The 22,905-nt window shown below is 45.0% G+C and carries 23 protein-coding genes and 1 pseudogene; 12 read left to right on the forward strand and 12 right to left on the reverse strand.

Annotation, left to right across the window (positions count from 1 at the left end; all coding sequences use genetic code 11):
- Positions 1-16: 16 nt before the first annotated feature.
- Positions 17-741 (reverse strand): annotated as a pseudogene (locus ACTS60_RS22770) (metallophosphoesterase family protein).
- A gap of 540 nt (positions 742-1,281) precedes the next feature.
- Here ACTS60_RS22770 and ihfA point away from each other — a divergent pair.
- Positions 1,282-1,578: an integration host factor subunit alpha gene (gene ihfA, locus ACTS60_RS22775; protein ID WP_010448692.1), complete on the forward strand. Its 297-nt coding sequence runs from the start codon at positions 1,282-1,284 to the stop codon at positions 1,576-1,578.
- 121 nt (positions 1,579-1,699) lie between these two features.
- On the opposite strand, the gene ACTS60_RS22780 is transcribed toward ihfA, so the two are convergent.
- On the reverse strand, positions 1,700-2,473 hold the full coding sequence (locus ACTS60_RS22780) for a RelA/SpoT domain-containing protein (RefSeq protein ID WP_440890098.1): 774 nt from the start codon (positions 2,471-2,473) through the stop codon (positions 1,700-1,702).
- Positions 2,474-2,809: 336 nt separating this feature from the next.
- On the opposite strand from ACTS60_RS22780, the gene ACTS60_RS22785 reads away from it, so the two are divergent.
- Entirely contained in the window at positions 2,810-3,460 is a 651-nt protein-coding gene (locus ACTS60_RS22785; protein ID WP_440890099.1) for a thiopurine S-methyltransferase, read from the forward strand.
- Between the two features lie 79 nt (positions 3,461-3,539).
- Here the strand turns inward: ACTS60_RS22785 and purT are convergent, their stop codons facing one another.
- From purT to ACTS60_RS22815, 6 genes are all read right to left on the reverse strand, one after another.
- The gene (purT, locus tag ACTS60_RS22790) at positions 3,540-4,715 is read right to left on the reverse strand and encodes a formate-dependent phosphoribosylglycinamide formyltransferase (RefSeq protein WP_440890100.1); all 1,176 of its coding nucleotides are present in this window, start codon (positions 4,713-4,715) and stop codon (positions 3,540-3,542) included.
- A gap of 147 nt (positions 4,716-4,862) precedes the next feature.
- The gene (gene cdd, locus ACTS60_RS22795) at positions 4,863-5,750 is read right to left on the reverse strand and encodes a cytidine deaminase (RefSeq protein WP_440890101.1); all 888 of its coding nucleotides are present in this window, start codon (positions 5,748-5,750) and stop codon (positions 4,863-4,865) included.
- A 264-nt stretch (positions 5,751-6,014) separates the two neighbouring features.
- The gene (locus tag ACTS60_RS22800; protein ID WP_440890102.1) at positions 6,015-6,692 is read right to left on the reverse strand and encodes an LrgB family protein; all 678 of its coding nucleotides are present in this window, start codon (positions 6,690-6,692) and stop codon (positions 6,015-6,017) included.
- A 1-nt stretch (position 6,693) separates the two neighbouring features.
- Positions 6,694-7,068 carry a CidA/LrgA family protein gene (locus tag ACTS60_RS22805; RefSeq protein WP_440890103.1) on the reverse strand — a complete coding sequence of 125 codons (375 nt, stop codon included), beginning with the start codon at positions 7,066-7,068 and terminating at the stop codon, positions 6,694-6,696.
- A gap of 58 nt (positions 7,069-7,126) precedes the next feature.
- Positions 7,127-8,548 (reverse strand): exodeoxyribonuclease I, encoded by a 1,422-nt coding sequence (gene sbcB / locus ACTS60_RS22810; protein WP_440890104.1) that lies wholly within the window; start codon positions 8,546-8,548, stop codon positions 7,127-7,129.
- A gap of 130 nt (positions 8,549-8,678) precedes the next feature.
- A complete protein-coding gene (locus ACTS60_RS22815; RefSeq protein ID WP_440890159.1) occupies positions 8,679-9,374 on the reverse strand; it encodes an NAD(P)H-binding protein in 696 nt (231 codons plus the stop codon).
- Positions 9,375-10,032: 658 nt separating this feature from the next.
- Here ACTS60_RS22815 and ACTS60_RS22820 point away from each other — a divergent pair.
- The 9 genes from ACTS60_RS22820 to btuD all read left to right on the forward strand — a co-directional run bounded on the left by ACTS60_RS22820 (position 10,033) and on the right by btuD (position 18,659).
- The gene (locus ACTS60_RS22820; RefSeq protein WP_440890105.1) at positions 10,033-10,644 is read left to right on the forward strand and encodes a flavin reductase family protein; all 612 of its coding nucleotides are present in this window, start codon (positions 10,033-10,035) and stop codon (positions 10,642-10,644) included.
- Between the two features lie 19 nt (positions 10,645-10,663).
- Positions 10,664-11,707, forward strand: a complete 1,044-nt coding sequence (gene cobT, locus ACTS60_RS22825) for a nicotinate-nucleotide--dimethylbenzimidazole phosphoribosyltransferase (RefSeq protein WP_440890106.1) — start codon at positions 10,664-10,666, stop codon at positions 11,705-11,707.
- 20 nt (positions 11,708-11,727) lie between these two features.
- Positions 11,728-12,513 carry an adenosylcobinamide-GDP ribazoletransferase gene (locus tag ACTS60_RS22830; protein ID WP_440890160.1) on the forward strand — a complete coding sequence of 262 codons (786 nt, stop codon included), beginning with the start codon at positions 11,728-11,730 and terminating at the stop codon, positions 12,511-12,513.
- The gene (cobU, locus tag ACTS60_RS22835) at positions 12,510-13,058 is read left to right on the forward strand and encodes a bifunctional adenosylcobinamide kinase/adenosylcobinamide-phosphate guanylyltransferase (RefSeq protein WP_440890107.1); all 549 of its coding nucleotides are present in this window, start codon (positions 12,510-12,512) and stop codon (positions 13,056-13,058) included. The genes ACTS60_RS22830 and cobU overlap by 4 nt, the downstream gene beginning before the upstream one ends.
- The gene (gene cobC, locus ACTS60_RS22840; RefSeq protein ID WP_440890108.1) at positions 13,055-13,669 is read left to right on the forward strand and encodes an alpha-ribazole phosphatase; all 615 of its coding nucleotides are present in this window, start codon (positions 13,055-13,057) and stop codon (positions 13,667-13,669) included. Before cobU ends, cobC begins: the two co-directional genes overlap by 4 nt.
- A gap of 82 nt (positions 13,670-13,751) precedes the next feature.
- Positions 13,752-15,551, forward strand: a complete 1,800-nt coding sequence (locus ACTS60_RS22845) for a M3 family oligoendopeptidase (RefSeq protein ID WP_440890109.1) — start codon at positions 13,752-13,754, stop codon at positions 15,549-15,551.
- 238 nt (positions 15,552-15,789) lie between these two features.
- Positions 15,790-16,818 carry a succinylglutamate desuccinylase gene (locus ACTS60_RS22850; protein WP_440890110.1) on the forward strand — a complete coding sequence of 343 codons (1,029 nt, stop codon included), beginning with the start codon at positions 15,790-15,792 and terminating at the stop codon, positions 16,816-16,818.
- A gap of 91 nt (positions 16,819-16,909) precedes the next feature.
- Positions 16,910-17,905 (forward strand): vitamin B12 ABC transporter permease BtuC, encoded by a 996-nt coding sequence (gene btuC, locus ACTS60_RS22855; RefSeq protein WP_440890111.1) that lies wholly within the window; start codon positions 16,910-16,912, stop codon positions 17,903-17,905.
- On the forward strand, positions 17,892-18,659 hold the full coding sequence (gene btuD / locus ACTS60_RS22860) for a vitamin B12 ABC transporter ATP-binding protein BtuD (protein ID WP_440890112.1): 768 nt from the start codon (positions 17,892-17,894) through the stop codon (positions 18,657-18,659). The genes btuC and btuD overlap by 14 nt, the downstream gene beginning before the upstream one ends.
- A gap of 54 nt (positions 18,660-18,713) precedes the next feature.
- Here btuD and ACTS60_RS22865 read toward each other — a convergent pair whose 3' ends face one another.
- From ACTS60_RS22865 to ACTS60_RS22880, 4 genes are all read right to left on the reverse strand, one after another.
- The gene (locus ACTS60_RS22865) at positions 18,714-19,037 is read right to left on the reverse strand and encodes a hypothetical protein (RefSeq protein WP_440890113.1); all 324 of its coding nucleotides are present in this window, start codon (positions 19,035-19,037) and stop codon (positions 18,714-18,716) included.
- A 233-nt stretch (positions 19,038-19,270) separates the two neighbouring features.
- Positions 19,271-19,846: a nucleoside triphosphate pyrophosphohydrolase family protein gene (locus ACTS60_RS22870; RefSeq protein WP_440890114.1), complete on the reverse strand. Its 576-nt coding sequence runs from the start codon at positions 19,844-19,846 to the stop codon at positions 19,271-19,273.
- Positions 19,847-19,956: 110 nt separating this feature from the next.
- Complete coding sequence (locus tag ACTS60_RS22875) at positions 19,957-20,538, reverse strand: DUF1415 domain-containing protein (RefSeq protein WP_440890115.1); 582 nt, start codon at positions 20,536-20,538, stop codon at positions 19,957-19,959.
- A gap of 82 nt (positions 20,539-20,620) precedes the next feature.
- Positions 20,621-21,832, reverse strand: a complete 1,212-nt coding sequence (locus ACTS60_RS22880) for an MFS transporter (protein WP_440890116.1) — start codon at positions 21,830-21,832, stop codon at positions 20,621-20,623.
- A 112-nt stretch (positions 21,833-21,944) separates the two neighbouring features.
- Between ACTS60_RS22880 and ACTS60_RS22885 the strand changes: the two genes are divergently transcribed.
- Positions 21,945-22,814 (forward strand): LysR family transcriptional regulator, encoded by an 870-nt coding sequence (locus ACTS60_RS22885; RefSeq protein ID WP_440890117.1) that lies wholly within the window; start codon positions 21,945-21,947, stop codon positions 22,812-22,814.
- Positions 22,815-22,905: the final 91 nt, after the last annotated feature.

Raw genomic sequence — 22,905 nt, forward strand, 5'->3', positions numbered from 1 at the left:
AGGGAATAGGGAATAGCTAGAGCCAAATTGTCTCCACTTTTATCCTCTCACCTTCGAAGCAAATCTTATTCACACCGATCTTTTCCGTTTGGTTATATTCATCGACACTGTGGTCAAATCCGTATGCCGTCGCAGGTGCCATGTATTGAGTGATCCCTTTTCGCGTTACAGTAAGTGCATCATGGCCGTGTCCGCAGAGAACGTCGCGAACTTGATGCTTACCTAGCAGCTTCAGTAAGCTAGCGTCGTTCTCTAGGCAAATGGCTTGCATCCAATCTGAACCGACAGGAATAATAGGGTGGTGGACAACAACGATTGGGTTGGTTGTATGGCGAAGCTGCTTTGTTAGACGTGCTACTTCACGTCTATCGACACGACCTGTCCCCAGAGGGTGGCGCTTATCCAATGGTTTAGCACTGGAATCTAAGAACAATACCTCACGGTTGTTGATTCTCGCTTTATCGGTAACTTTGATACAACTGCCACGGAGCTCTTTTTCCATTAATTTAGAGTCATCATGGTTACCAGCAATCGCAAAGATGTACTTATCTTGGATGTGTTCTTCTACAAAGCTTAGTAGAGCGTGGTAATCACCAGCTTTGGGATGGCAACAAAGATCACCAGTAAGCAAAGGGTATCGCAGGATGATTCGTTGTGAACAAAACGTAGGGCTTTGCGCAGGTTTTCAAAGCTAGATTGATCACTTAAATGGCAATCGCTGATCTGGATAATTGATTTCATACTGATTATCGGTAAGAGTATAACTCTCGCTGTGTTTGTCTGTCATTTAACCGCTTTCTTTAGTGGAAAGATAGTGGTATCACCTTGCCATGTTGCTAAGACCTAGGACTTCTTCGTTTAGAAAGGGACTGCAGTATATGGGCAAAAATACTCTAAATGTGGTTCAGTCGTTAAGATGCTCGATGCTTTCAAACTACTGAAAAATTAGAAAGTTTTTTGTCAATTGTTTGTAAAATGACCTGTATCTGATATTTTTATTAAATAGTTATTAATGCTAACATTTTGTTTTTGTGCAGTGTGTTTATCTGCGTCGGTGGTTTTTTGGAAGATAAATGCAAAGAAAAATATTGGGTTATTGAAAGGTATAATGTTTTACCTGCGAGATAAAGCATATATTAGCAAAGAAAAAAGTTGGCGAAAATCATAAGCTTGGCATACACTTCCTGATGTAACCCCGATATGTTGTTGAATTGGTAGGGTAAAACTGCTCTGGCGCTACGCTAAGGTAGCATTGTTTAACATAGCTTTGAGGAAAGTTTTATGGCGCTCACAAAAGCCGAACTTGCAGAAAACCTGTTTGATAAATTGGGATTTAGTAAACGGGACGCCAAGGAAACGGTGGAAGTGTTTTTTGAAGAAATTCGTAAGGCACTCGAAAGTGGCGAACAGGTAAAACTGTCAGGTTTTGGTAATTTTGACCTTCGTGACAAAAACGAACGACCTGGTCGTAACCCGAAAACTGGTGAAGATATTCCAATTACTGCTCGACGAGTCGTTACGTTCCGCCCGGGTCAGAAGTTAAAAGCTCGCGTAGAGAACATAAAGATTGACCAGTAAGCCATGTGACATGGAATGAGACCACGCTTTGCCGTGGTCTTTTTGTCTTTAGGTTTCAAAAGAACAAATAAAAAACCACCGCAATTGCGGTGGTTTTTAGTTTCAGGATAAGTCTATTAGTTTAAGCGGCTTCTAAGTGAGTGGTTAGATATGGATGCCAAGCGTCTTGGTACAAGTTTTTAGATTGAGCACGCATGTTTTTAATCGATGCCGTCTCGATGTCGTTAAGGCTACGACCCTCGACTAGCGCTTGACGTTCTAGGTTCTGAATTTGTTCGTATAAATCATGTTCAGGACCGTTCTTAACATCAGCGATTGCTTTTAGGTGTAATTGAACTTCGGCAATAAGGTTGGTTTTAGGGAGACGAACTAACAGGTTCAAGTCTCGGTAGCCAGAAACAGTTGGTTTTTTAAAGCGGTTTTTTACTTTTACAATCGTTGTTTCACGCTCCAATGCTTCATACACAGATACTAAGCTTGCTACGTCATCTGCAACGATGGTCGCACGTGCTAAGTCAGTAATGCGCTCTACTTGGCCGTCAAGCTCGAGAGCGATTTTTTCTTGGGCACGTTGCTGAGATTTAACGCCAGCAAAGTAAGGCTGAGCATCGGTAAGAAGGGCCGTGCTTTTACAGATGGTTTCTAGCTCGAATTGTGCTTGGTGAGCTTTGCTGTAAAGGATGTCGAAATCTGAATAAGGTTGAGTTGGTTTGGAGTCGATTGACTGAATGCCATACAAACCACTAAGGCTATGCTTGAACAATTTTGAGCAGACTTCGTTTTGGCCAGCAGAACGGTCTTGCTCGTTACTCGGGACATTTGGAAGTGCGGCGAATGCCGGCGCACGGCTTAGTACTAGAAGCATCAATGCTGTAGTACGTAAAAATAAGCTCATTCACTCTCCTTAACTTGCTTGCACTTAGAAAATGGGTAACGAAAAGGTCACTAAGATTAACAAATCAGGTACTACCTAATTAATGGGGTCTCTATGGAAGATTCCAAGGTCGCTTTTTTGCCTTATAGTGGAATCGTGTTCTAGATCACCATTTTTCCTTCCTTTAATCTGACAACCAGAAAAAGCAAGGGTTCATTCTTGAACGATAGCCATCCTACCATTGCAGTATTAACCAAAGATGAACGGCATAGACAAATTTGGAAAAATCATTAGTCTTAGTCCACAAAAGTGAAGCTCAAAGCTCGAATCCACAATCAGCCGACAAGTAGAAGAAAAATGAGAGATCAAGAATTTTGGCACTACAAATGGGCGAGTAACCAAATTGGTTTCCACCTTGAAGATGTGAATCCACTATTACCTGCGTTTTGGCAGGATACAAAGCCAACACGTGAAGATACCGTATTGGTTCCATTATGCGGCAAGTCAGAAGACCTAATTTGGCTTGCGATGAAACATAATGAAGTGCAAGGTGTGGAGCTAAGCCAAATAGCTGTACGCGCATTTTTTGCTGAACATTTTTATACGCCTATGGTGACGCCAGTAAATGGCATGCATGAACTGTATCAGTTCGATGAACTGTCTATCTATACGGGGGACTTTTTCACCGCTCCTGTGACTAAGGCAGACATTATTTATGATCGTGCGGCGCTTGTGGCGTTGCCTCAAGAGATGAGAGAAGAGTACGCCGCGCGCGTTAAGCAGTTACTAAATCCGGGTGGGCGAATTTTATTAGTGACGCTCAACTATCCTCAGGATGAGATGGCAGGACCTCCGTTTAGTGTTCCAGTTGAGGAGATTGAACAATTGTTTTCGGGTTACAAAATTACGTGTTTGAACGTAGACAAGGCCGATGAGAACCATCCTAAAATCGCTAAGAAAGGACTCAGCCGCTTCTCCGAAGAAGTGTATTTGATTGAGAGCAAATAAAGGGCTACTTAAGTTTATACAAAGAAAAAGCGCAGCCAATTGAGCTGCGCTTTTGTTTTTCTTGAGTGGATTCGCGGAATTAGTAAATGATCTGCACTTTAGAAGCGCTGTTCACTGCATCTTCAATCGAATCTTCAATAGTCTTACGGCGCGTTAAAACAACACCTAAGCGACGGCGACCATCGATTTCTGGCTTACCAAACAGACGAACTTGAGTTTGCGGCTGAGCCAGTGTTTTGCCCAAGTTGTCAAAGCGAATATCAGTTGAGGTACCTTGGCCAAGAATTACTGCAGATGCAGATGGACCATATTGAACGATGTTGTTGATTGGCATACCTGTAAATGCGCGAACATGGAGCGCAAACTCAGACATCTCTTGAGAAATCATAGTCACCATGCCAGTATCGTGCGGGCGAGGGGAGACTTCGTTGAAAATAACTTTGTCGCCTTTAACAAACAGCTCGACACCGAAGATACCGAAGCCGCCAAGGGCATCAACCACTTTTTCTGCCGTGTATTCAGCGGCTTTTATTGCGTTCTCTGACATGGCTTGTGGCTGCCAGGATTCACGGTAATCACCATCTTCTTGGCGATGTCCAATCGGAGCACAGAAATGTACGCCGTCCACTGCACGTACCGTTAGAAGTGTGATTTCATAGTCGAAATCAATAAAGCCTTCAACAATGACCCGACCAGCGCCCGTGCGGCCGCCTTCTTGCGCATATTCCCAAGCTGTCAGAACATCGTCTTCTGTTTTAATCACGCTTTGGCCTTTACCAGAAGAGCTCATCACCGGTTTAACAACACATGGGATACCAACATGTTCCACAGCTGCTTTGAAGTCTTCAACGTTATCGGCAAACTGATAAGGGGAGGTGGTTAAACCTAATTCTTCTGCGGCCAAACGACGAATACCTTCACGGTTCATAGTCAACTTGGTGGCTTGCGCTGTAGGGACTACGTTCAACCCTTTTTCTTCTAACTCGACCAACTTATCTGTTGCGATAGCTTCAATCTCAGGAACCACATAAGCAGGTCGTTCTTTGTTGATGATCTCTTCCAACGCTTGACCATCAAGCATGTCAACGATGTAGCTACGATGAGCCACTTGCATAGCGGGTGCATCGGCATAACGGTCACAGGCGATCACTTCTAAGCCAAGACGTTGGCATTCAATCGCTACTTCTTTGCCAAGCTCGCCAGAGCCCAAAAGTAATACACGGGTAGCATGATTGCTAGTTGCAGTACCGAACATAGTGTTCCCTTACAAAATAAAGTGGTGAGACAGAAATTGCAGGGGATCATACTTAATTTTCAGTATGAAGCAAACGTTTGCGTGTGGTTTTTGATAATAAAAAAGCTCTACATAACGTAGAGCCTTCTAGTATCAACTTGCGAGTGATTAAACGTTAACAAAACTCACAGGTATATCTGGGTTCAGAGCCTCAAGCGTGGATTGTGTATCTGCTAGGTGGCTGATCTTGCCTTGCGAGTTCTCGACTAGTGCAGCGGCTTTGATGTCTTCAAACTGCTCTCCAGCCATCAGGATTTGAATCAGTGCAACCTGAAGTGGAGGTAGGCTAGGGTTGAACGCTGCGTTTTCTGCATAAGCGCCTTGGAATACACGACCATTGTTCATTTCAAGAGCAATACCACTGAGGTTGTTCGTGTAAGGGGCGTGGCTGATGTTCATTGCGTTAACAGCAGCTTGGATCAGAGCATCGTCTTCATCGTAAGCAAACTCGTGTTTTACTTCCGCCATCAAGCCTGACTCGATACCTAAATCTGCAGGGCCAAATGCTTCAGGAAGGTAGTGGTGTAGTGACTTTTCTTCGCGTTCTGGTAATTGGATCTTCAGCTCTTTCGCGGTGCTTAGTTCATTCATGAACTGTCGACAGTGTCCGCATGGGCTGTAGTTGATGGTGATGTCTTTTACACCACGTTCGCCTTTCATCCATGCATGGCTGATTGCACATTGCTCTGCGTGAACGGTTTGCCCTAGCTGAACGCCGAAGAATTCCATGTTCGCACCGAAGTAAAGGCGACCTGATAGGCCACGAACGATCGCGCCAACATAAAATTCAGAAATTGGAGCGTAAGAGAACGCTGCGGCAAAAGGAAGTAGAGCAACACGAAGCTCTTTATCAGAAAGATTGGTAGCGTTTAGCAGCTCATCAAACTGTTGCTCAGAAATAGTAGCATCAAAATCGTCTGCTTGGACGATAGGAGCAAGATGTTTTGAAAGTGCTTCAGGAGCGCTTGCTAGCGCCTGTTCAATGCGACTTTTCATGTTGAATCCTTGTTAGTGCATGGACAGTTATTCTATGTGAAGGATGAAAATGTTCCGTGCTTTAGATCACGTTAATGAATGTAATGGCATTTTGCGTTACATAATTAGGGTGAGGTCACACATGTATTCGATTTCATCATGATTTAACGTTATCTCTGTCCCACTAATAACTATATCAACGTATATTCATAGTGCGAGTTTTCTAGAAGGGATGATGACCTACTCAGTGTTGATCTCGGTAAACCGAGCAGGTCATGAAGCGATTTATTGGTATAACCAAACAGCCAGAGCAAAGAAACTTGGCGCAAGAATAGAAGTGATGATGCCACAAAGCACCAATGCAAGGGATGAGAAGGCAGCATCGCCAGGTTGCTTCTCAGCACAGGTTGCTGTACCTAAAGCATGTGATACCGTACCCATCGTTAAGCCACGTGCGATTGGGTGTTTAATTCCAATAATGTTGAAGATTGGATAGGCGAGGATTGCCCCAAACAGGCCGACAATCAACACCAGTATTGCTGCAACGGCAGCCTCACCACCTAGATGGCTAGAGATCTCCATTGCAATCGGTGTTGTTACTGATTTACCTACCAAGCTTGCAATCAAACTGATATCAGCTTTAAACGCGACCGCGATAAGTGTCGCGGTTAGCATTGACATTACACTGCCTAAAGTACATGCCAGTGCGATAATGCGCCAGTTTGTCTTGATCTGTGGCAGTTGCTCATACAGCGGGTACGCTAGCGCAACAACAGCTGGTTGGAGCAAGAAGCTGATGTATTCATTATCCGCATAGTACGTTTCAAATGGTACTTTTAAAAAGGTTAGTAAAGGTATTAATACCACAATACTAATCAAAAGCGGGTTCGCAATTGGATTGTTGACCTTAATGGCTATTTGGCGCGCAGCGAGGAAAACCACAATAGTGACGAGTAACCACATATCAATGCTTCTCCTTTAATAAGTAGTCTAAGAACCACGCTAAGCTCACTAATACGATCAGCGAACCACCAACGGCACTGGCGATAATAGGAAGCGCATTCGCGATTAACATGTCGAAGTGCTGCATCAGCCCAACACTAATAGGGACGAACAGTAGAATCATGTAGCGAATGAAAAGTGTCGCGCCAGGCCTAACCCATTCGACTTTGACCAAGCCAAGGGTCATTGAGAAGAAAAGTACAAGCATGCCCAGGACACTTCCTGGTACTGATATACCAGTAAACTTTTGAATAGTGTTGCCGATGCCAAGTGCTCCCATAATGAGTGCGAGGGAAATGAGCAAATGGATCAGCTGTAATAATCGATCTTTAATCATTTTGACAGCATATAAAACAACAAACACACCCGAAGGTGCGCTTGAACAAAGTAAGAAATTAGGAGGCTAGGCTCTCTACATAACGATAGACGGATTTTAGTATTGCTATCTTCTTTTCGTCACTTTCATGTTCGTGAACTAAGTTTTCTAAATTAAGCATATACTCTTCAATCTGGCTTTCAAAAACTTCACGGCAGTGTTGTGCCCAGCGTCTTTGTTCTTGTTCATCCAAGGTGCCTGCATAGTGGCGAGCATGGTAACGGAATAACAACGGCTTGATACGTTTGTCATCAAACTCAATATCCAAAGCAGCCAGATTATTCGGATCCGTTTCACGAATGATGTCCATCGCCGCGCGGTCTGCAGGAGAGAAAAAACCGTCATAAAGCTGTGTATCCACGTCGTCGCTCTTTTCGAATTCGCGTTCAATAGAGAATAGACTAATTAGCTTCTCACGGATTTCTGGGTGCTGGCGTAACAAGGCTAAATTGCTTAAACATTTCTGACGATCGATACCAATAACTTCCGCATTTTCCGCAGTCAGGGTCTTGGCAGGAGCAAGGATAGGGCACTTGTTCAGGTGCACGAGCTTAACTGGCACAGGTAGTAGCTCGCCTAGCTCGTCACGCTTAGTGTATAAACGTTCTTTCAACTCTTCTGCTGAAAGCTCTAGTATCGGCTGAGGATCCTTCGCCAAATCAATCGTAATAACAGCATTATTGTTGGTCGGGTGCCAAGCAACAGGCACAATCCAACTTGTATACTGACACTCACGCCCTAGCATGCCAGAAACGTGCATTAAAGGCGTCATGTTGACGATATCGACCAACTCGTTCAGTTTGCGCTTGTTGCGCATAGAGAAGAAGTAATCAAACAGCTTCGGCTGCGCCGCTTTGACTTTCTTCGCCATTTCGATAGTCGCAATGACATCGGCCATCGCATCGTGGGCATTGCTATGTTCAATGCCGTTGGCTACCGATAAGTGCTCCAACTTAAAGCTAGTAAAGCCTTCATCATTTTCTGGCCATTCCACGCCTTCTGGTCGAAGGGCATGACATGCACGCATCACATCAAGTAAGTCCCAGCGTGAGTTGCCGTTTTGCCAGCTCCACGCATACGGGTCAATGAAGTTACGGTAACAGGTGTAGCGTGTCACTTCATCATCGAATCGAATGCTGTTGTAACCAAGGCTCGTCGTCTTTGGTTTTGATAGTTCTGCGTGAATTTTGGCAATAAATTCTGGCTCCGATAAACCTTCTTGCATTGCTTTTTGTGGAGTGATTCCGGTAATTAAAGCCGCTTCAGGAGAAGGTAAATAATCAGCGGGTGGTCGACAATACATGACCAATGGTTCGCCGATGATATTGAAGTTTTCATCTGTACGAACACCAGCGAATTGGCTCGGACGATCTTTGGCTGGACTCGTTCCCCAAGTCTCGTAGTCAAAGAAGAAAAAAGTGGGCTGATTATCTTGGTGCATTCTGCTTACCGTTTACGGAACCGATGGGAGTATTAGACCATTCAACGCCTTGACTCGCAACGAAAGATGCAACGTCACGTTGTGAAAATGAAAAAGCTGATGCTGAACCGTTCACTTGATTTTCATGTACTCAGTCAAAGTGCTTAATCAAGTCCAGCATCTCCCTTCTGTGTAAACAGATGATGGGCTCTTCTTGATAGCTGAAAAGTTGATAAATCATTGCTTTCGCGACGTCTCCAGCTTGTATTGGGACAAAGTTGGCTAACTTGCCCCACATAAGTGGCCGTATCACTTTGGAAAGTGTTTGAATAAGCCTCTCGTCATTACGCGGATTCTCTCGCTGGCCAACGAGAGGGCCCGGTCGAGCAAAGACTACTTCTTCAAACCCCATTTTCTCTATGTTTTTCTCCATCTGGCCTTTACAAGCTAGATAATGGGAGCGGGCTGACGCTTTCGCACCTAAGCTAGATACTACAGCGATTCGCTTCACTCCAATCATTTTCATTTGTTGGGCAACTTTGCAAACCAACTCTACGTCCACTTTACGTAGTGCTTGCTTACTACCCGCTTGCTTGAGGGTTGTACCCAGACAGATGAAACCGATACTAGGAGTTGGCTGTTGCTCATCCCAATTGTGAATGGAAAGCTCGGCATCAATAATAGGAATGATCTTGTTTTCAGTATCTATAACATCAGAAAGCGTTCTTCGAGAAAGAGAGTACACGGTTTCTATGCTGGGTTGTGATAGCAGGTTAGCCATCACTTCTTTCCCAACAAGCCCAGTCGCGCCAGCGATTATGACGCAGTTTTTTGAGTCATTGCTTATCATATCCTTCCTCTTGGAGAACAAGTGCTTAGGGCTATTGTAGCTTATTTATTCAACAAGGTTTCATGTGCTGAGCTAATGTTTGAAGCGTAACGATGTCGACGAGGCAAATAAAAAGACCCGCAGGGCAAACGGGTCTTTCTCGTTAGGAGAATGATAGGGGGATTGTTCGTCTAGGTGGGTTTCCCGACTTAGGCTTACCCCTTTTTTTTGGGCGACGACTCTGATTGGCAAACATGGTGTCTCGCTTGAATTGTTAGGACACTTTTGAATCTGCATCAGGCATGCCAATCTTTTTAGCGCGATATCAATTTACGTGTTGGCGTTGATAGCTAGAGTCGGAAATTTCTGGTTTCTATACAACTTTCTTTTTAAAACAGATGGTTAAGAAGTTTGCGTGCATCTTTGATATGTAGGTGATTTGAACAATACATTTAAAATAGCAACGACTTCTCTCCGTGTTAGCAGTTTTGATCTCAATTAATGCGGGGGATGAGATTATTTAAATTGCAATTTTATCAATATGAAAGTCGGATTGGTAAAAGTTACTGTCAAAAAGAGAAAATCAGGTGAAATTGCACGTAAGAGGGGTACACTTAATCTTTCTGAAAATTGAGCCGTTGGCTCTTTTAAGATTTTCAAAGACCAAGGACGTCGTATGAATATCGATCTCAGTACACTTGCGCCAACACAGGTGTATCATTTAATGACTCAAACCATTATTCCTCGCCCAGTAGCTTGGGTTCTTACTGACTCTGGTGAGCAGAATTTTAATTTAGCGCCTTTTTCCTATTTTACAGCGGTTTCAAGCCGTCCCCCTTTGCTAATGATTTCAGTCGGAAAGAAGCCAGATGGCCAAGTGAAAGACACGACAAGAAATGTATTGGAAACTGGGAGGCTTGTGATTCACATTGCATCAAGTGACTTTGCTCAAGAAGTGACGCAATCTTCCGCAACCCTACCGCATGGTCAGTCGGAGTTGAATTTGACCAGTCTGGAGACAACGGAATTCTCGGGCTGTGCGCTACCGCGATTAAAAGGCGCACCAATTGCATTTGGTTGTAAGTTACATGAAGTCATAGAAATGGGTGATACGCCACAAAGCTTAATCTTCGCTGAGATTGAACTGATTTATATTAATGAACAGGTCATATACATGGAAGGAGATCGTTTAAACGTCGACGCCCTAGCTGTAGATCCATTAGCACGTCTTGGTGGTAGTGATTATGCCACTTTAGAAAAGACTTTCTCAGTCGCTCGTCCAGAATAAATAACAAGGAACTACCATCATGGATCGCTCTTTTGCCTCAGAAATTCAAGCGCGCATTGATAACAAAACAAAACCGCTAGGTTCACTTGGCCTGCTCGAAAAAGTAGCGTTAGAACTGGCGTTAATTCAAAGTCAAGATAAGCCTAAACCGGTTGAAAGCATTGAAATATGTAAGCCAACAATGTTGGTATTTGTAGGAGATCACGGGATAGCTGAAGAAGGGGTTAGCATCGCTCCAAGTGCCGTTACACAGCAAATGGTCGCTAACTTTCTAGCAGGGGGAGCCGCTATCAACTGTTTCTGCGACATTAATCAGATTGAATTTAAAGTTATTGACTGCGGCATGCTGTCGCCAATAGACACATTAGTTCCAGGGTTTAAAGATCATCCAAACCTAATTGAGAAGCGACTGGGTAGAGGTACGGCTAATCTTTCAAAACAACCTGCGATGTCACTAGAGCAAGTCGCATTGGGCTTGGAGTATGGCGCTAAAGTGGCGGAGCGAAGTATTTCCAATGGTTCTAATTTCCTTATGTTTGGCGAGATGGGAATTGGCAACACAAGTTCAGCGTCTGCGCTATTAACTGCACTAAGCCCATTAGAGGTAGATCACTGTGTTGGCTTGGGGACCGGAATTACTCATGAGCAGTTTAGCCGTAAGATCAAACTTGTCGCACAAGGCGTCGGTCGTTGCTATGAACTCGATACTAAGAGTGTTTTAGCACAAGTCGGTGGGTTTGAAATCGTGCAGATGGTAGGGGCATTCCTAGAAGCAAAACGTCAAAAAACGCCAGTATTGGTTGATGGCTTTATTGTGTCTGTTGCCGCTTATATCGCCACCTTGTTAGATGAAGAAACACGTGACTACATGTTATTTGCACATAACTCAGAAGAGAATGGTCACAAGTTTGTGCTTGAGTGCCTCAAAGCAGAACCATTATTAGATCTTGGATTGAGATTAGGTGAGGGCACTGGTGCTGCACTTGCATTGCCACTGATCAAAGCGGCCGCGCAGTTTTATAACAAGATGGCAAGTTTTGAGAGTGCAGGAGTAACCGTTTAGTGTCTGCTCCCGAGAATATCATGCCAGAAGCAACTCGTACTTTTCGTTATCAATGCGAACTATTCCTGCTCGCTGTTAGCTTTTTTAGCCGTTTGCCCGTACCTGCTAGTTTGCCGTACAGCGACGAGCGTATGAACCAAGCTGGGCGATACTTTGCTTTGGTCGGTGTGTTGCTCGGGCTATTGTGCGCGGCTGTATTTTCACTGACGAGTCTGTTGTTCCCAAACTCAGTTGCCATCGTGTTAACCATGGCGTTCAGCTTACTTCTTACTGGCGCATTCCATGAGGACGGTTTAACGGATATGGCGGATGGTATTGGCGGTGGTATGACGTTAGAGCGCCGCTTAACCATCATGAAGGACAGCCGTATCGGGACGTACGGTGCGGCAACGCTAATGATGGCGCTGCTGGCGAAGTTTGTATTTTGGAGCGAGTTAGCCACTGAACCTCAATTTTGGCTGATGATCGTCGTAGCATACACCGTGAGCCGAGCGCTAGCTGCCACTCTCATATATGACATGCCTTACGTTAGTGATGCTGACACCTCGAAAAGTAAACCGTTAGCGAATAAGCAATCGAGCTTAGAAGTCGCAATACTGCTCTTAACTGGTGGGGTTGTTGCGTTGTTACTGGGTGTGACTCAGGCTGCTGCAATCGTATTGGTATTGGCACTGTTTCGTGTGGGCTTTAAACGCTGGCTGACCACACGTATTGGCGGATTTACTGGTGACTGCCTCGGTGCTGCGCAGCAGCTTGTAGAGTTGCTTGTTTATCTCACTCTTATCGCATTTAGTCATTCATTATGAAGCAACTTATTCTAGGTGGTGCGCGCTCAGGAAAGTCGAGCTTAGCAGAGAGCAGGGCGCAACAGTGGGCACAAAATAAAAACGGGCCGCTTCACTATGTGGCGACGGCATTGCCTTTTGATGACGAGATGAGGCAGCGCATTACTCACCATAAACTGCAGCGAGGGGCTGGGTGGATTGAACATGAGTGTCCGCTTAACTTGCCTGAGCTCATTTATGAGTTTTCGTCTCAAGATGTCGTGTTAGTTGACTGTCTTACGCTTTGGCTCAACAACTGGATCTTTGAACTCGGTGATGACTGTAGTAATGAGCAGTTAGAGGAGCAAATTGAGTTGTTGGTGAATGCGACAGCGCAATCTGAAGCGACGTTGATTTTTGTCTCTAACGAAGTTGGGATGGGTATTGTGCCGCTTGGTGCCGTCAGTCGCTACTTTGTTGATAATGCGGGACGTATGAATCAAAAATTGGCGATCGTATGTGAGCAAGTCACGTTTGTCGCCGCGGGCTTGCCGCTTGAGCTCAAACCACAGGAAGGGAAGAGATGAAAACGCTGAATATCTATTTACTGCGACACGGGAAAGTGCACGCAGCCCCAGGTTTACACGGACAAGCCGATTTAAAAGTGGATGAAGCAGAGCAACGCAAAATTGCTCAAGCCTGGCAACAAACGGGGCGAGAAGTAGAAGGGATCATCAGCTCTCCTTTGTCACGTTGTCACGATCTTGCTCAGATACTTGCAGAGCAGCAACTTTTGCCTTTGCATGTGGAGCCACAACTTCAAGAGTTGGATTTTGGTGATTTCGACGGCATCCCATTTGACATGCTTTCTGAGCACTGGAATAAGCTTGATGCGTTTTGGCAAGCACCAGCCCAGCATACGTTGCCTAATGGAGAAAGATTGGAGGCATTTGCCAATCGCGTAACTTGTGCTTGGTCTCAAATCATTAATGATATCAATGACAACTTGCTAATTGTCACGCATGGTGGCGTAATAAGAATGATTCTTGCCCATGTTTTGGGTGTAGATTGGCGCAATCCGCTATGGTATTCGACATTAGCGATAGGAAATGCGTCAGTAACACATATAACACTTACCATCGATGATCAGATTTACGCCTCAGTACGATCGATAGGCGTACCACTATTTGAAAATTAGTCACGGAAGTAGCTTCTGCTTGGTTCTCTCACTACTTGAAGAGAAACACGCTTCGGCTCGATTACATCAAAAGGAACCATAAATGACCGCTCCTAGCTGGGATTTATCCATCGTTTATAACGACCTCGCTGACCCTCGTATTCAAGATGACATTGCACTTGTTGAGCAATGTATTGATCTACTTAATAAACAGTCTGCTGATTGTAACTCCGTAGAAGTCATGCAGAATGCAATCTTAACGAGTGAAGCGGCTAGCCGCCTAGCTGGCACCATCGCTAACTTTGCAAACTGTTATGCATCTGTTGATGCAACGAATGCTGAAGCAAAAGCTCTGCTTGGGCGAATGACGCGTATTTTTTCTGAGTTTTCTCAAGCCTTCAGTGCATTTGAATTAAAGTTAACTCATGCTGATGAAGCGTTTATTTCCAGCGTATTGGACCATGAAAACCCAGATATTAATGGCCAGGCATTCTCTATTTCAAACTCACGTAAACTGGCCGATACGCGTTTAAGTACGGAAGAAGAAAAATTATTGTCGGCAATGAGTGTTGATGGTAAATCCGCTTGGGGTAAGCTTTACAACAACCTCACGGGCTCATTGAAAGTCCAGTTGGAGCATGCTGATGGCGAGAGTGAAGAGCTTGGATTTTCTCAAGCTGCGAGTATTCTATATGGTTCAGAATTTGAACGCCAAGAAGGTGCGTGGCGAGGCGTACAAAAAGCAATGGCAACCCATCAAGAGTCATTCGCTGCAATTCTTAACGCACTTGCTGGCTGGCGTTTAACTGAAAATAAAAAACGCTCAACTAAGCGTGATGTTCATTTCCTAGATCCAAGCTTACATGGCAGTCGAATCAAAGCTGAAACATTAGATGCGATGATGACTGTGGCAAAAGAAAGTCGAGACATCGGTCAAAAAGCCGGGCTGTTGATGGCAAAGGTACATGGTTTCGATGAAATGAAGCCTTGGAACCATCTAGCAGCGATGCCAGTATTGAGTGGTGAGGCAAAAGTTTACGGCTTTGATGAAGCGATTGATGTCATCTGTGAAGCGTTTGAAACCGTTAATCCAGATATGTCTGAGTTTGTGCGAATGATGGTGCAAAATGGCTGGATTGATGCTGCTCCTAACGCAAATAAACGTCTGGGCGCTTACTGCACTAAATTACCTGCAACCCGTACGCCTTTAGTATTCATGACCTGGAGTGGTAGCCGCTCTGATTTGATGACGTTGGCACATGAGCTTGGCCATGCCTTCCATAACTGGGTGATTCGTGATTTGCCGCTTTGTCAGACATACTACCCAATGACGTTGGCCGAAACGGCCTCGATTTTTGCGGAAAACATCGTTCGTGACCATCTGATTTCCAAAGCAGAAAGCGTTGATGAAAAACTTGAAATGTTATGGGAAGAGCTGTCTTCTGCCTTAGCGTTGATGATTAATATTCCGGTACGTTACGAGTTTGAAAAAGCCTTCTATGAGCGCCGTCAAGATGGTGAACTTACCGCAGAAGAGTTCTGTGAACTGATGTCTGATACGTGGAAAGACTGGTATGGCGATGTGATGAGTGAAGCGGACCCTTATTTCTGGGCGAGCAAACTGCACTTTTCGATCTCAGGAGTGAGTTTCTATAACTATCCTTACCTGTTTGGCTTCTTATTCAGCAAAGGTATCTACGCACAGCGTGAGTCGAAAGGTGAAAACTTCTACGGTGATTACGTCTCCTTGTTGCGTGATACCGGCAATATGATGGCGGAAGATGTGGTGGCTAAACACTTGTCGATGGATTTAACGCAACCAGAGTTCTGGCAACAAAGCGTTGAACTGGTTCGTGACAAAGTAGACGAATTTGAACGTTTACTTGCCCAACGCAGTGAATAATCACGAAAACTTGATCAAATTACAATGATCTTAAATTGGGCTGTGGTAAAGTCCACAGCCCTAACACTTTGTAATTGTTTAAAAAATATACGCCTCAATGCTTGATTTGAGTGCATGGCGCGACAAGGTATAGGATTTTCGATAAATTTGGTTGCTTCTACTCATAAGTGGGATCGCAACGACAAAAATCCTTTGTACAATTTATTAACATACCCGCCGTGCTATTAAGGAGTAACGCATGACGAAGTCTCTCTTTCGCCAATCGTTTTTAACTGACACGTTAGATGTACAAACTGATGTTGCGCTAGCGGAACAGGTACTGTCTAACGGTGTAAAACTTAAACTCTATCAGCGTGGTGTGCTAGAAGTCATTCCTGATGAATACACGCAGGAAACGAAAAACATCATCATCTCATGTGGTGTTCATGGGGATGAAACTGCACCGATGGAGCTGGTGGATTCCATTATCAAAGACATCGAGTCTGGCTTCCAGAAAGTCGAAGCTCGCTGTCTATTTATTATCGCTCATCCAGATGCGACGCTGGCACATACGCGATTTTTGGAAGAAAACCTTAACCGACTGTTTGATGAGAAAGAGCATGAGCCGACCAAAGAGCTTGCGATTGCTGACACTCTCAAATTGTTAGTCAGAGATTTTTATCAAGATACCGCAGCGGAAACACGTTGGCATTTAGATTTGCACTGTGCGATCCGTGATTCAAAGCACTACACCTTTGCTGTGAGTCCGAAAACGCGTCATCCTGTTCGTAGCAAAGCTTTGATTGATTTTCTCGACAGTGCACATATTGAAGCGGTTCTATTGTCTAACTCGCCAACCAGTACATTCAGCTGGTTCAGTGCAGAGAACTACGGCGCTCAAGCTTTGACGATGGAACTGGGTCGTGTGGCTCGCATTGGTGAAAACGACTTAGACAAACTGACAGCGTTCGATTTGTCACTGCGTAACCTCATTGCAGAGGCGAAAGCGGAGCACTTATCTAAGCCATGTATCAAGTACCGTGTTAGCCGTACGATTGTACGTTTGCACGAAGATTTTGATTTCATGTTCGATGACAACGTCGAGAACTTCACCTCATTCGTTCACGGCGAAGTGTTTGGTCATGATGGTGACAAACCGTTAATGGCGAAGAACGATAACGAAGCCGTTGTTTTCCCAAATCGCCATGTTGCGATAGGTCAACGCGCAGCATTGATGGTGTGTGAAGTGAAAACGCGCTACGAAGATGGCGAGTTGGTTTACGATTAATGCGATATAACGTTCACTAGAACGAGAACCTATTTGCAATTTACCGAGGCTTAACTGTAAGGTTAAGCCTCGTTTTTATGTATCGACTATTATGGATTTTCAACAACTTCTTCTGAACAAGGAGCGACGCTGGCAACGCAATCTAGTGATCATGTCAGTGATTCTACTACTACTTTCTGCCATTCATTTGATGGTTGGAGAGGTTTTCCTTTCTCCTTTTCAAACTCTTTCTGCATTTGAACAAAAACTATTGTTGGACCTGCGTCTGCCTCGTTTGGTTTCAGCCGCCATTATTGGCGCAGCGTTGGCGGTCTCCGGAGCGACACTGCAAGTCTTGCTTGGTAACGTATTAGCCGAGCCGGGTGTGCTAGGGATATCTGGCGGTGCGAGTTTGGCAATGGTGCTCGCCATGTTTGCCTTGCCAGTTTTGCCTTCCCCAATGATCTTTATGTTAGCTGCCATTGCTGGTTCGATGCTGTTTACTGTCATATTGGTTGGCATAGCACGGGCGATGCATCTCACTACAGCAAGGCTTTTGCTAGTCGGTGTTGCACTGGGTATTCTGTCTAGCGCCATTGTGACGTGGGCATTCTACTTTAGCGATGACTTAAGCCTACGTCAGCTCATGTACTGGCTAATGGGCAGTATTGGTGGTGCAAGTTGGTATCAGCACACCGTCACTTTGGTCATGCTACCTGTGCTGATTTGGCTCTGCTGCAAGGGCAAACCGCTTGATAAGTTGATGCTAGGAGAAATCCATGCCACTCAACTGGGCATTGACGTTCATCAGATGCGCTGGAAACTCATTTTGGCAATTTCCATTCTTGTCGGTGGTTCCGTTGCGTTAGGTGGGATCATTAGCTTTGTGGGCTTAGTCGTGCCGCATTTGCTTCGATTGGCGTTTGGTACAGAGAACCGTTACCTATTGCCTCTGTCGGCAATATCTGGCGCAGCGTTATTGGTGTTTGCTGATATCGGTGCCCGTTTGTTGCTCGATTCTGCGGAGCTACCGCTCGGAGTGATGACCACTTCTATCGGCGCGCCTATCTTCATTTGGATGCTGGTGAAAAGTCATGATTCACGTTAAGCACATTGCAGTAGGAAGTCGACTGCTACCACTGTCCTTTGAATGCAAGCCGGGTGAGGTTGTCCATGTTGTGGGCCCAAACGGCTCAGGAAAAAGTACATTACTTGGTGCGATATCCGGCACTTTAACGCAACGTGAAGGTGTAAGTGGCGAAGTGCTTATCGACAATAGCGACCTGCTCACAATGCCACTTTCAGAACAAGCGCATCTCCGCGGGTATTTGTGTCAGCAATCAAGACCCGCATTCAATGTTGATGTTTTTCAATACTTAGCGCTTTCATTGCCAACGGGTGCGAATATCAGTGATGCGCAAGTACGAGATGCCGTTAATATCGTTATTGAGCTGGTGCAACTGCAAGACAAGCTTCATCGAAGTATTCAGACATTATCCGGCGGTGAATGGCAACGTGTCCGTTTGGCTGGGGTGTGTTTGCAAGTTTGGCGTACAATTAATCCTTATTCTCAGCTATTGATTCTGGACGAACCCGCAGCGCCGCTCGATATTGCCCAAGAAGGTCTGCTATATCAGCTTATTAATGCAGTCGCTGCGCAAGGTATCGGGGTGTTGGTCGCAAACCACGACTTAAATCGAACGCTAAGGCATGCTGACAAGGTACTGCTGCTCAATAACGGCGTATTGCATTCTTTAGGTCATGCCGATGAAGTACTAACGGAAGAGGGCTTGGCAGAGGTTTTCCAAACTCAAGTTCGAAAAGTCGTAGTAGAAGACAGGCCGTATTTGATTTTTGATTAGTATCCCAAGGAGATACAGTACATCCAGATGGCAAGCTGTTTATTCGTTGCGAGACTAAAATAGAGGCATCTGATGTGGATGGGACTTCTTGATATCTAATGGGTTATCGACACTCTGAAAATACTCCACCCAAGCCTTATTACTTCTCGGGAACTCTCGTCTGAGGGCTCTTTTAACGTGTTTACGCGTACTGACCAAATCTCCCGTCAACGTTTGGTTGTGATACCCCATTTCAACAACTTGGAACTGGCTATCTGCTAGACAGTAAATCAGAAAACCGCGATCTCTTTTGTAAGTCTTAAACTCTACCGCTTCTTTAGGCTGCAATTCTTTGAGCTGTTTTTCGACTAACGGCAACACTTGAGATATATGAATCATAGGTAATCCACGATATGGTAACTGAGATTAGGTTATCAGAGAGATAGGCCTTAGAAATATCAATAAAAACTGAACGCGTGTTTAGTTTGAGCATAACAATGCAGTTGGGGATGCAACGCGCAGATTCAATTTGGGTGAATTCCCGACTGTTATTAAAAAACGCTCAGAATAAAAAGCGCCCACAATATCGAGTATTGTGGGCGCTGAATTTTATCTACTGCGTAAGCGTAAGCTTATTGCGTTAGTGGCTTAAGGTCTGCAGGGCGGTAGTAAACCGATTTTAGAACCTTGCCTTTACGTACTGTTTTGCCTTCAGAGACAAAATCTTCTGCACACTTCGCAATGATGTATTCGCCTTTTTGGACTGCCATCAGCTTGATGCCCTGTTCAGCGTAGAACGCTTCTGTTTCCGCGTACTCTTGCTCGTTGCGGCACACTTTGCTCATGTTGCTTGAGTGCACTTCGTCCCAACAAGGAATAAAGTCGATACCACGGTTCACTGCTACGTTAAGCAGTAGATCAATCAGGTAGCTGATCGCTAGGTTATCTTCAACTTTGCTGTTGCCAAGGTGTACGAGACGACCCATTAGAACGTATACGCTGTCAATGATTGCGTCTGCTTGCTCTGTTTTGCAATCCGCTTCCGCTAGTTCAGTAAGCTCTTCGATCGCCAGAGAAGTGTGTAGCGTGTCTGCTTGCGCGTCTAGGCTTGCAACATCCGCCACTGGTAGGTCGAAAGTGCTACGGAACTCGGTGATGTCACGGTATAGGTGATCAAAAATCTCTTGGGTTAGCTTTGACAGTTGCATTCTAATGTCCATTGAATCGATTGAAGTCGCAATCATATCAAACCGAACTTTAATCCCCAAGCAATCCCATTCTAACTGGTTAGAAATCTGCCTCTTGGGGATTGGGCTTGTTAACGGAACAGGTAAGGGAATAGCTTCTTCCGTTCTTGTTCTGAAAGCGCTGAGACACGTGCGATATTGGTATCTGGAATCGACTCTGGGTCAGGGTAGTGTTTGAGTACCTTTTCCATACTCTCTTCACGGATCAAGTGAAAGATAGGGAATGGAGAGCGGTTCGTTAGGTTTTCATCATCTTCTGGTTCAGAACCGCCAAAGCAGTAATCAGGATGGAAAGTCGCAACTTGGAAAATGCCTTCCCAATCTTGCTGCTTGATCAAGCCTTCAACCCAATCAATGAAGAAGTTGTAGTCCCAGAAATCCTCCAGCATGTTGGGAACCACAACCAAGGTTGTCTCCAGTTTTTCCGGTTCGGTATTACTGAGTTCGATCAGTTGCAGCAAAATGTCTTCAAGTAGAGCTTCTTCTTGCGAGGCTTCACTAACGAAGATTTTGATTTGTTTATTGCGCTGTGGTTTAGCGGCGAACGGGCAAAGATTTAACCCGATCACGACATCATTGAGCCATTGATCGACTTGCTCTGTGATCGCATTGATATCGGTGTTTGGTGTTTCTTGTGTTGAGCGCGTTGGCATACGACTGTCTTGTTTTTATGAATGTGGTGCAAGCATAACAGACCCACGCCACAACATAAAACCAATAGGGCTTAACGCTTTACTAAGCCGTTATATCTACGTTATCGCCAGCGTCAATTCGCTCTGCGATGTGTTTTAAGAATGCGATAGCAGCGAACATCGCGATGTACAGTGCACTGCCGCCGATGAGTACACTCGACCAACCGCCGTTTTGCCAGCAATAGAGCAATAGGAATCCACCTAAACTGCCGCCAATGTAGTAATGCACGAGATACAATGCGGTCGCCGTCGCTTTTGCTTGTGTCGCGTTTTGTCCAACCCAGCCGTAAGCAAGTGTGTGAGTGAAGAACGCGCCGAAGCTGATCAATAACAAACCTGTCAACATTGCAGGTATGCTTTCAATTACTGCAATCCACATGCCTGCCATGCTGACGATAGAGCCCAAAAACATGCCAAGTATCGGTGAAAAGCGTTTACTCCAATGTCCTGCACAACGGGAAGAAAACGTACCACCCAGGTAGCAAACAAATATGAGAGAAGCTAACCCGACAGGCACATTATGTGGCGCACTGACCAAGCGGAATCCCATTACCGAATAAAGATTAACGAACAACGCAAAGTTCAAACCACCAATCAGCATGGCGAACCACACTCGTTGATTTTTGAAGTGTCCGATAATAGCTTTATTGTGGTGCCTTAAACTGCTCGAAGAAGGGGTAAAGTTTTTCTGTTTTGGTAGCAAGTAATGCACGCTGACCACACCGATAAGGGTGAATAGCATCATAACTTCGATGGCGACATCGATGCTGAAGTTGTCTGCCAGCAAACCTCCGCTGATACGTCCTGCGATCCCTCCCAATGAATTGGCTGCGATATAAGTACCAATCGCCATTGAAAATGCGTGTTTATCTAACTCTTCCGCGATATAAGCAACGGCAACCGCAGCAAACGCGGCAAGCGCAATACCGATCAAAGCGCGACAAACCACTAAGAACAAAAACGAATCGCCAAGCAGCATTAATGCAGAAATTGCAGGGATCGAAAACAGACCAAACATCATTACAGGTTTGCGCCCAATCGATTCAGAGAGCACAGCCATCGGGACCAAGCTAAAGGAGAGAGCCAGTGTGGTGGCGGCGAATAGCCAGTTAACCTGCGTTTCCGTGATCTGAAAATGCGCCGCAAAGCTTGGCAGCATAGGCTGAAGGAGATATAGGTTCGAGAAAACTAAAAACGAGCCGAGCGCCAGAGATAGCGTAATGCGTTTGTATTCTGGAGTGCCGAAACTGACCATGAGTCCTGCCTAATGCGAGCGAGCAAATATAAAGAAACTGTGATCAATCTATCAGTTAGTTGTGGATTGAAAAAATATATTAAAAATATGGTTGGTATATATTTTTGATCTAATGGAATCGAAACAACTCAAACATTTTTTGGCAGTTGCGGAACACGGCAACATTACTCATGCAGCTAAGGCTTTGCACATTGCTCAGCCAGCGTTAAGTATTTCAATTAAGAAGTTCGAACAGTCTCTTGGCGTGACGCTGTTTCGCCGAGAAGAAAAGAAAATCAGCTTAACCAAAGAAGGGGAAATCCTGTTGGTTCACGCTAAGCGAGTGATTCAGCAGTTACACGATGCGCAGTTAGCGATTGATGAACTCAAGGGTTTAGCCAAAGGGGAAGTTCGCCTTGGCACGCCTTCAATGATGGGCAGCTACTTCTTTCCCCGAATTGTCATGGCGTTTAAGAGCCAGTATCCAGATTTAAAGCTGACGCTGGTGGAGGCGGGTACTCAGTCTATCCGTCGAATGTTACTTAATGGTCAGCTCGATATTGGTGTAATCAGCTGCGATGCTGTGCCAGATGATTTGGAGACTGACCATTTGTTTACAAGCCAAATGGTTGCGGTTGTTGCTCCAGAACATGATTTAGCTCAGCGTGAGTTCATCACCTTTGATAAGTTTTTCGAGCATGACTTGGTGATGTTCCAGCATGGCTACTTCCACCGAGAATTCTTGGACCACGTCAGCGAAGAGCATGGCTTTACAATGAAGTCCTCATTCGAAACCAACTTGCTGCCGCTCATTCTGAGTATCGTTAAACAAGAATTTGCTATTACTGCGCTTCTTGAACTAGTGACACAACATGAGCAGGGCGTGGTGGGTATCCCATTTGAACCGAGCGTTAAGCTCGACCTTGCACTCGCTTGGCGAAAGCAAGGTTATTTGTCCATCGCCGACCGAACTTTTATCGACTTTATTAAGCGGTATGTTTGATGGAAAACAATGACTTGCGTTGTTGTCACCCAGTGGGGAAAGAACGTGATCCAGAATCTACTATCGGAGTTTTTTGGTAAGCTTTTTACTG

It is taken from the genome of Vibrio sp. WZ-1, from assembly GCF_052037695.1.
Taxonomy (GTDB): Bacteria; Pseudomonadota; Gammaproteobacteria; order Enterobacterales; family Vibrionaceae; genus Vibrio.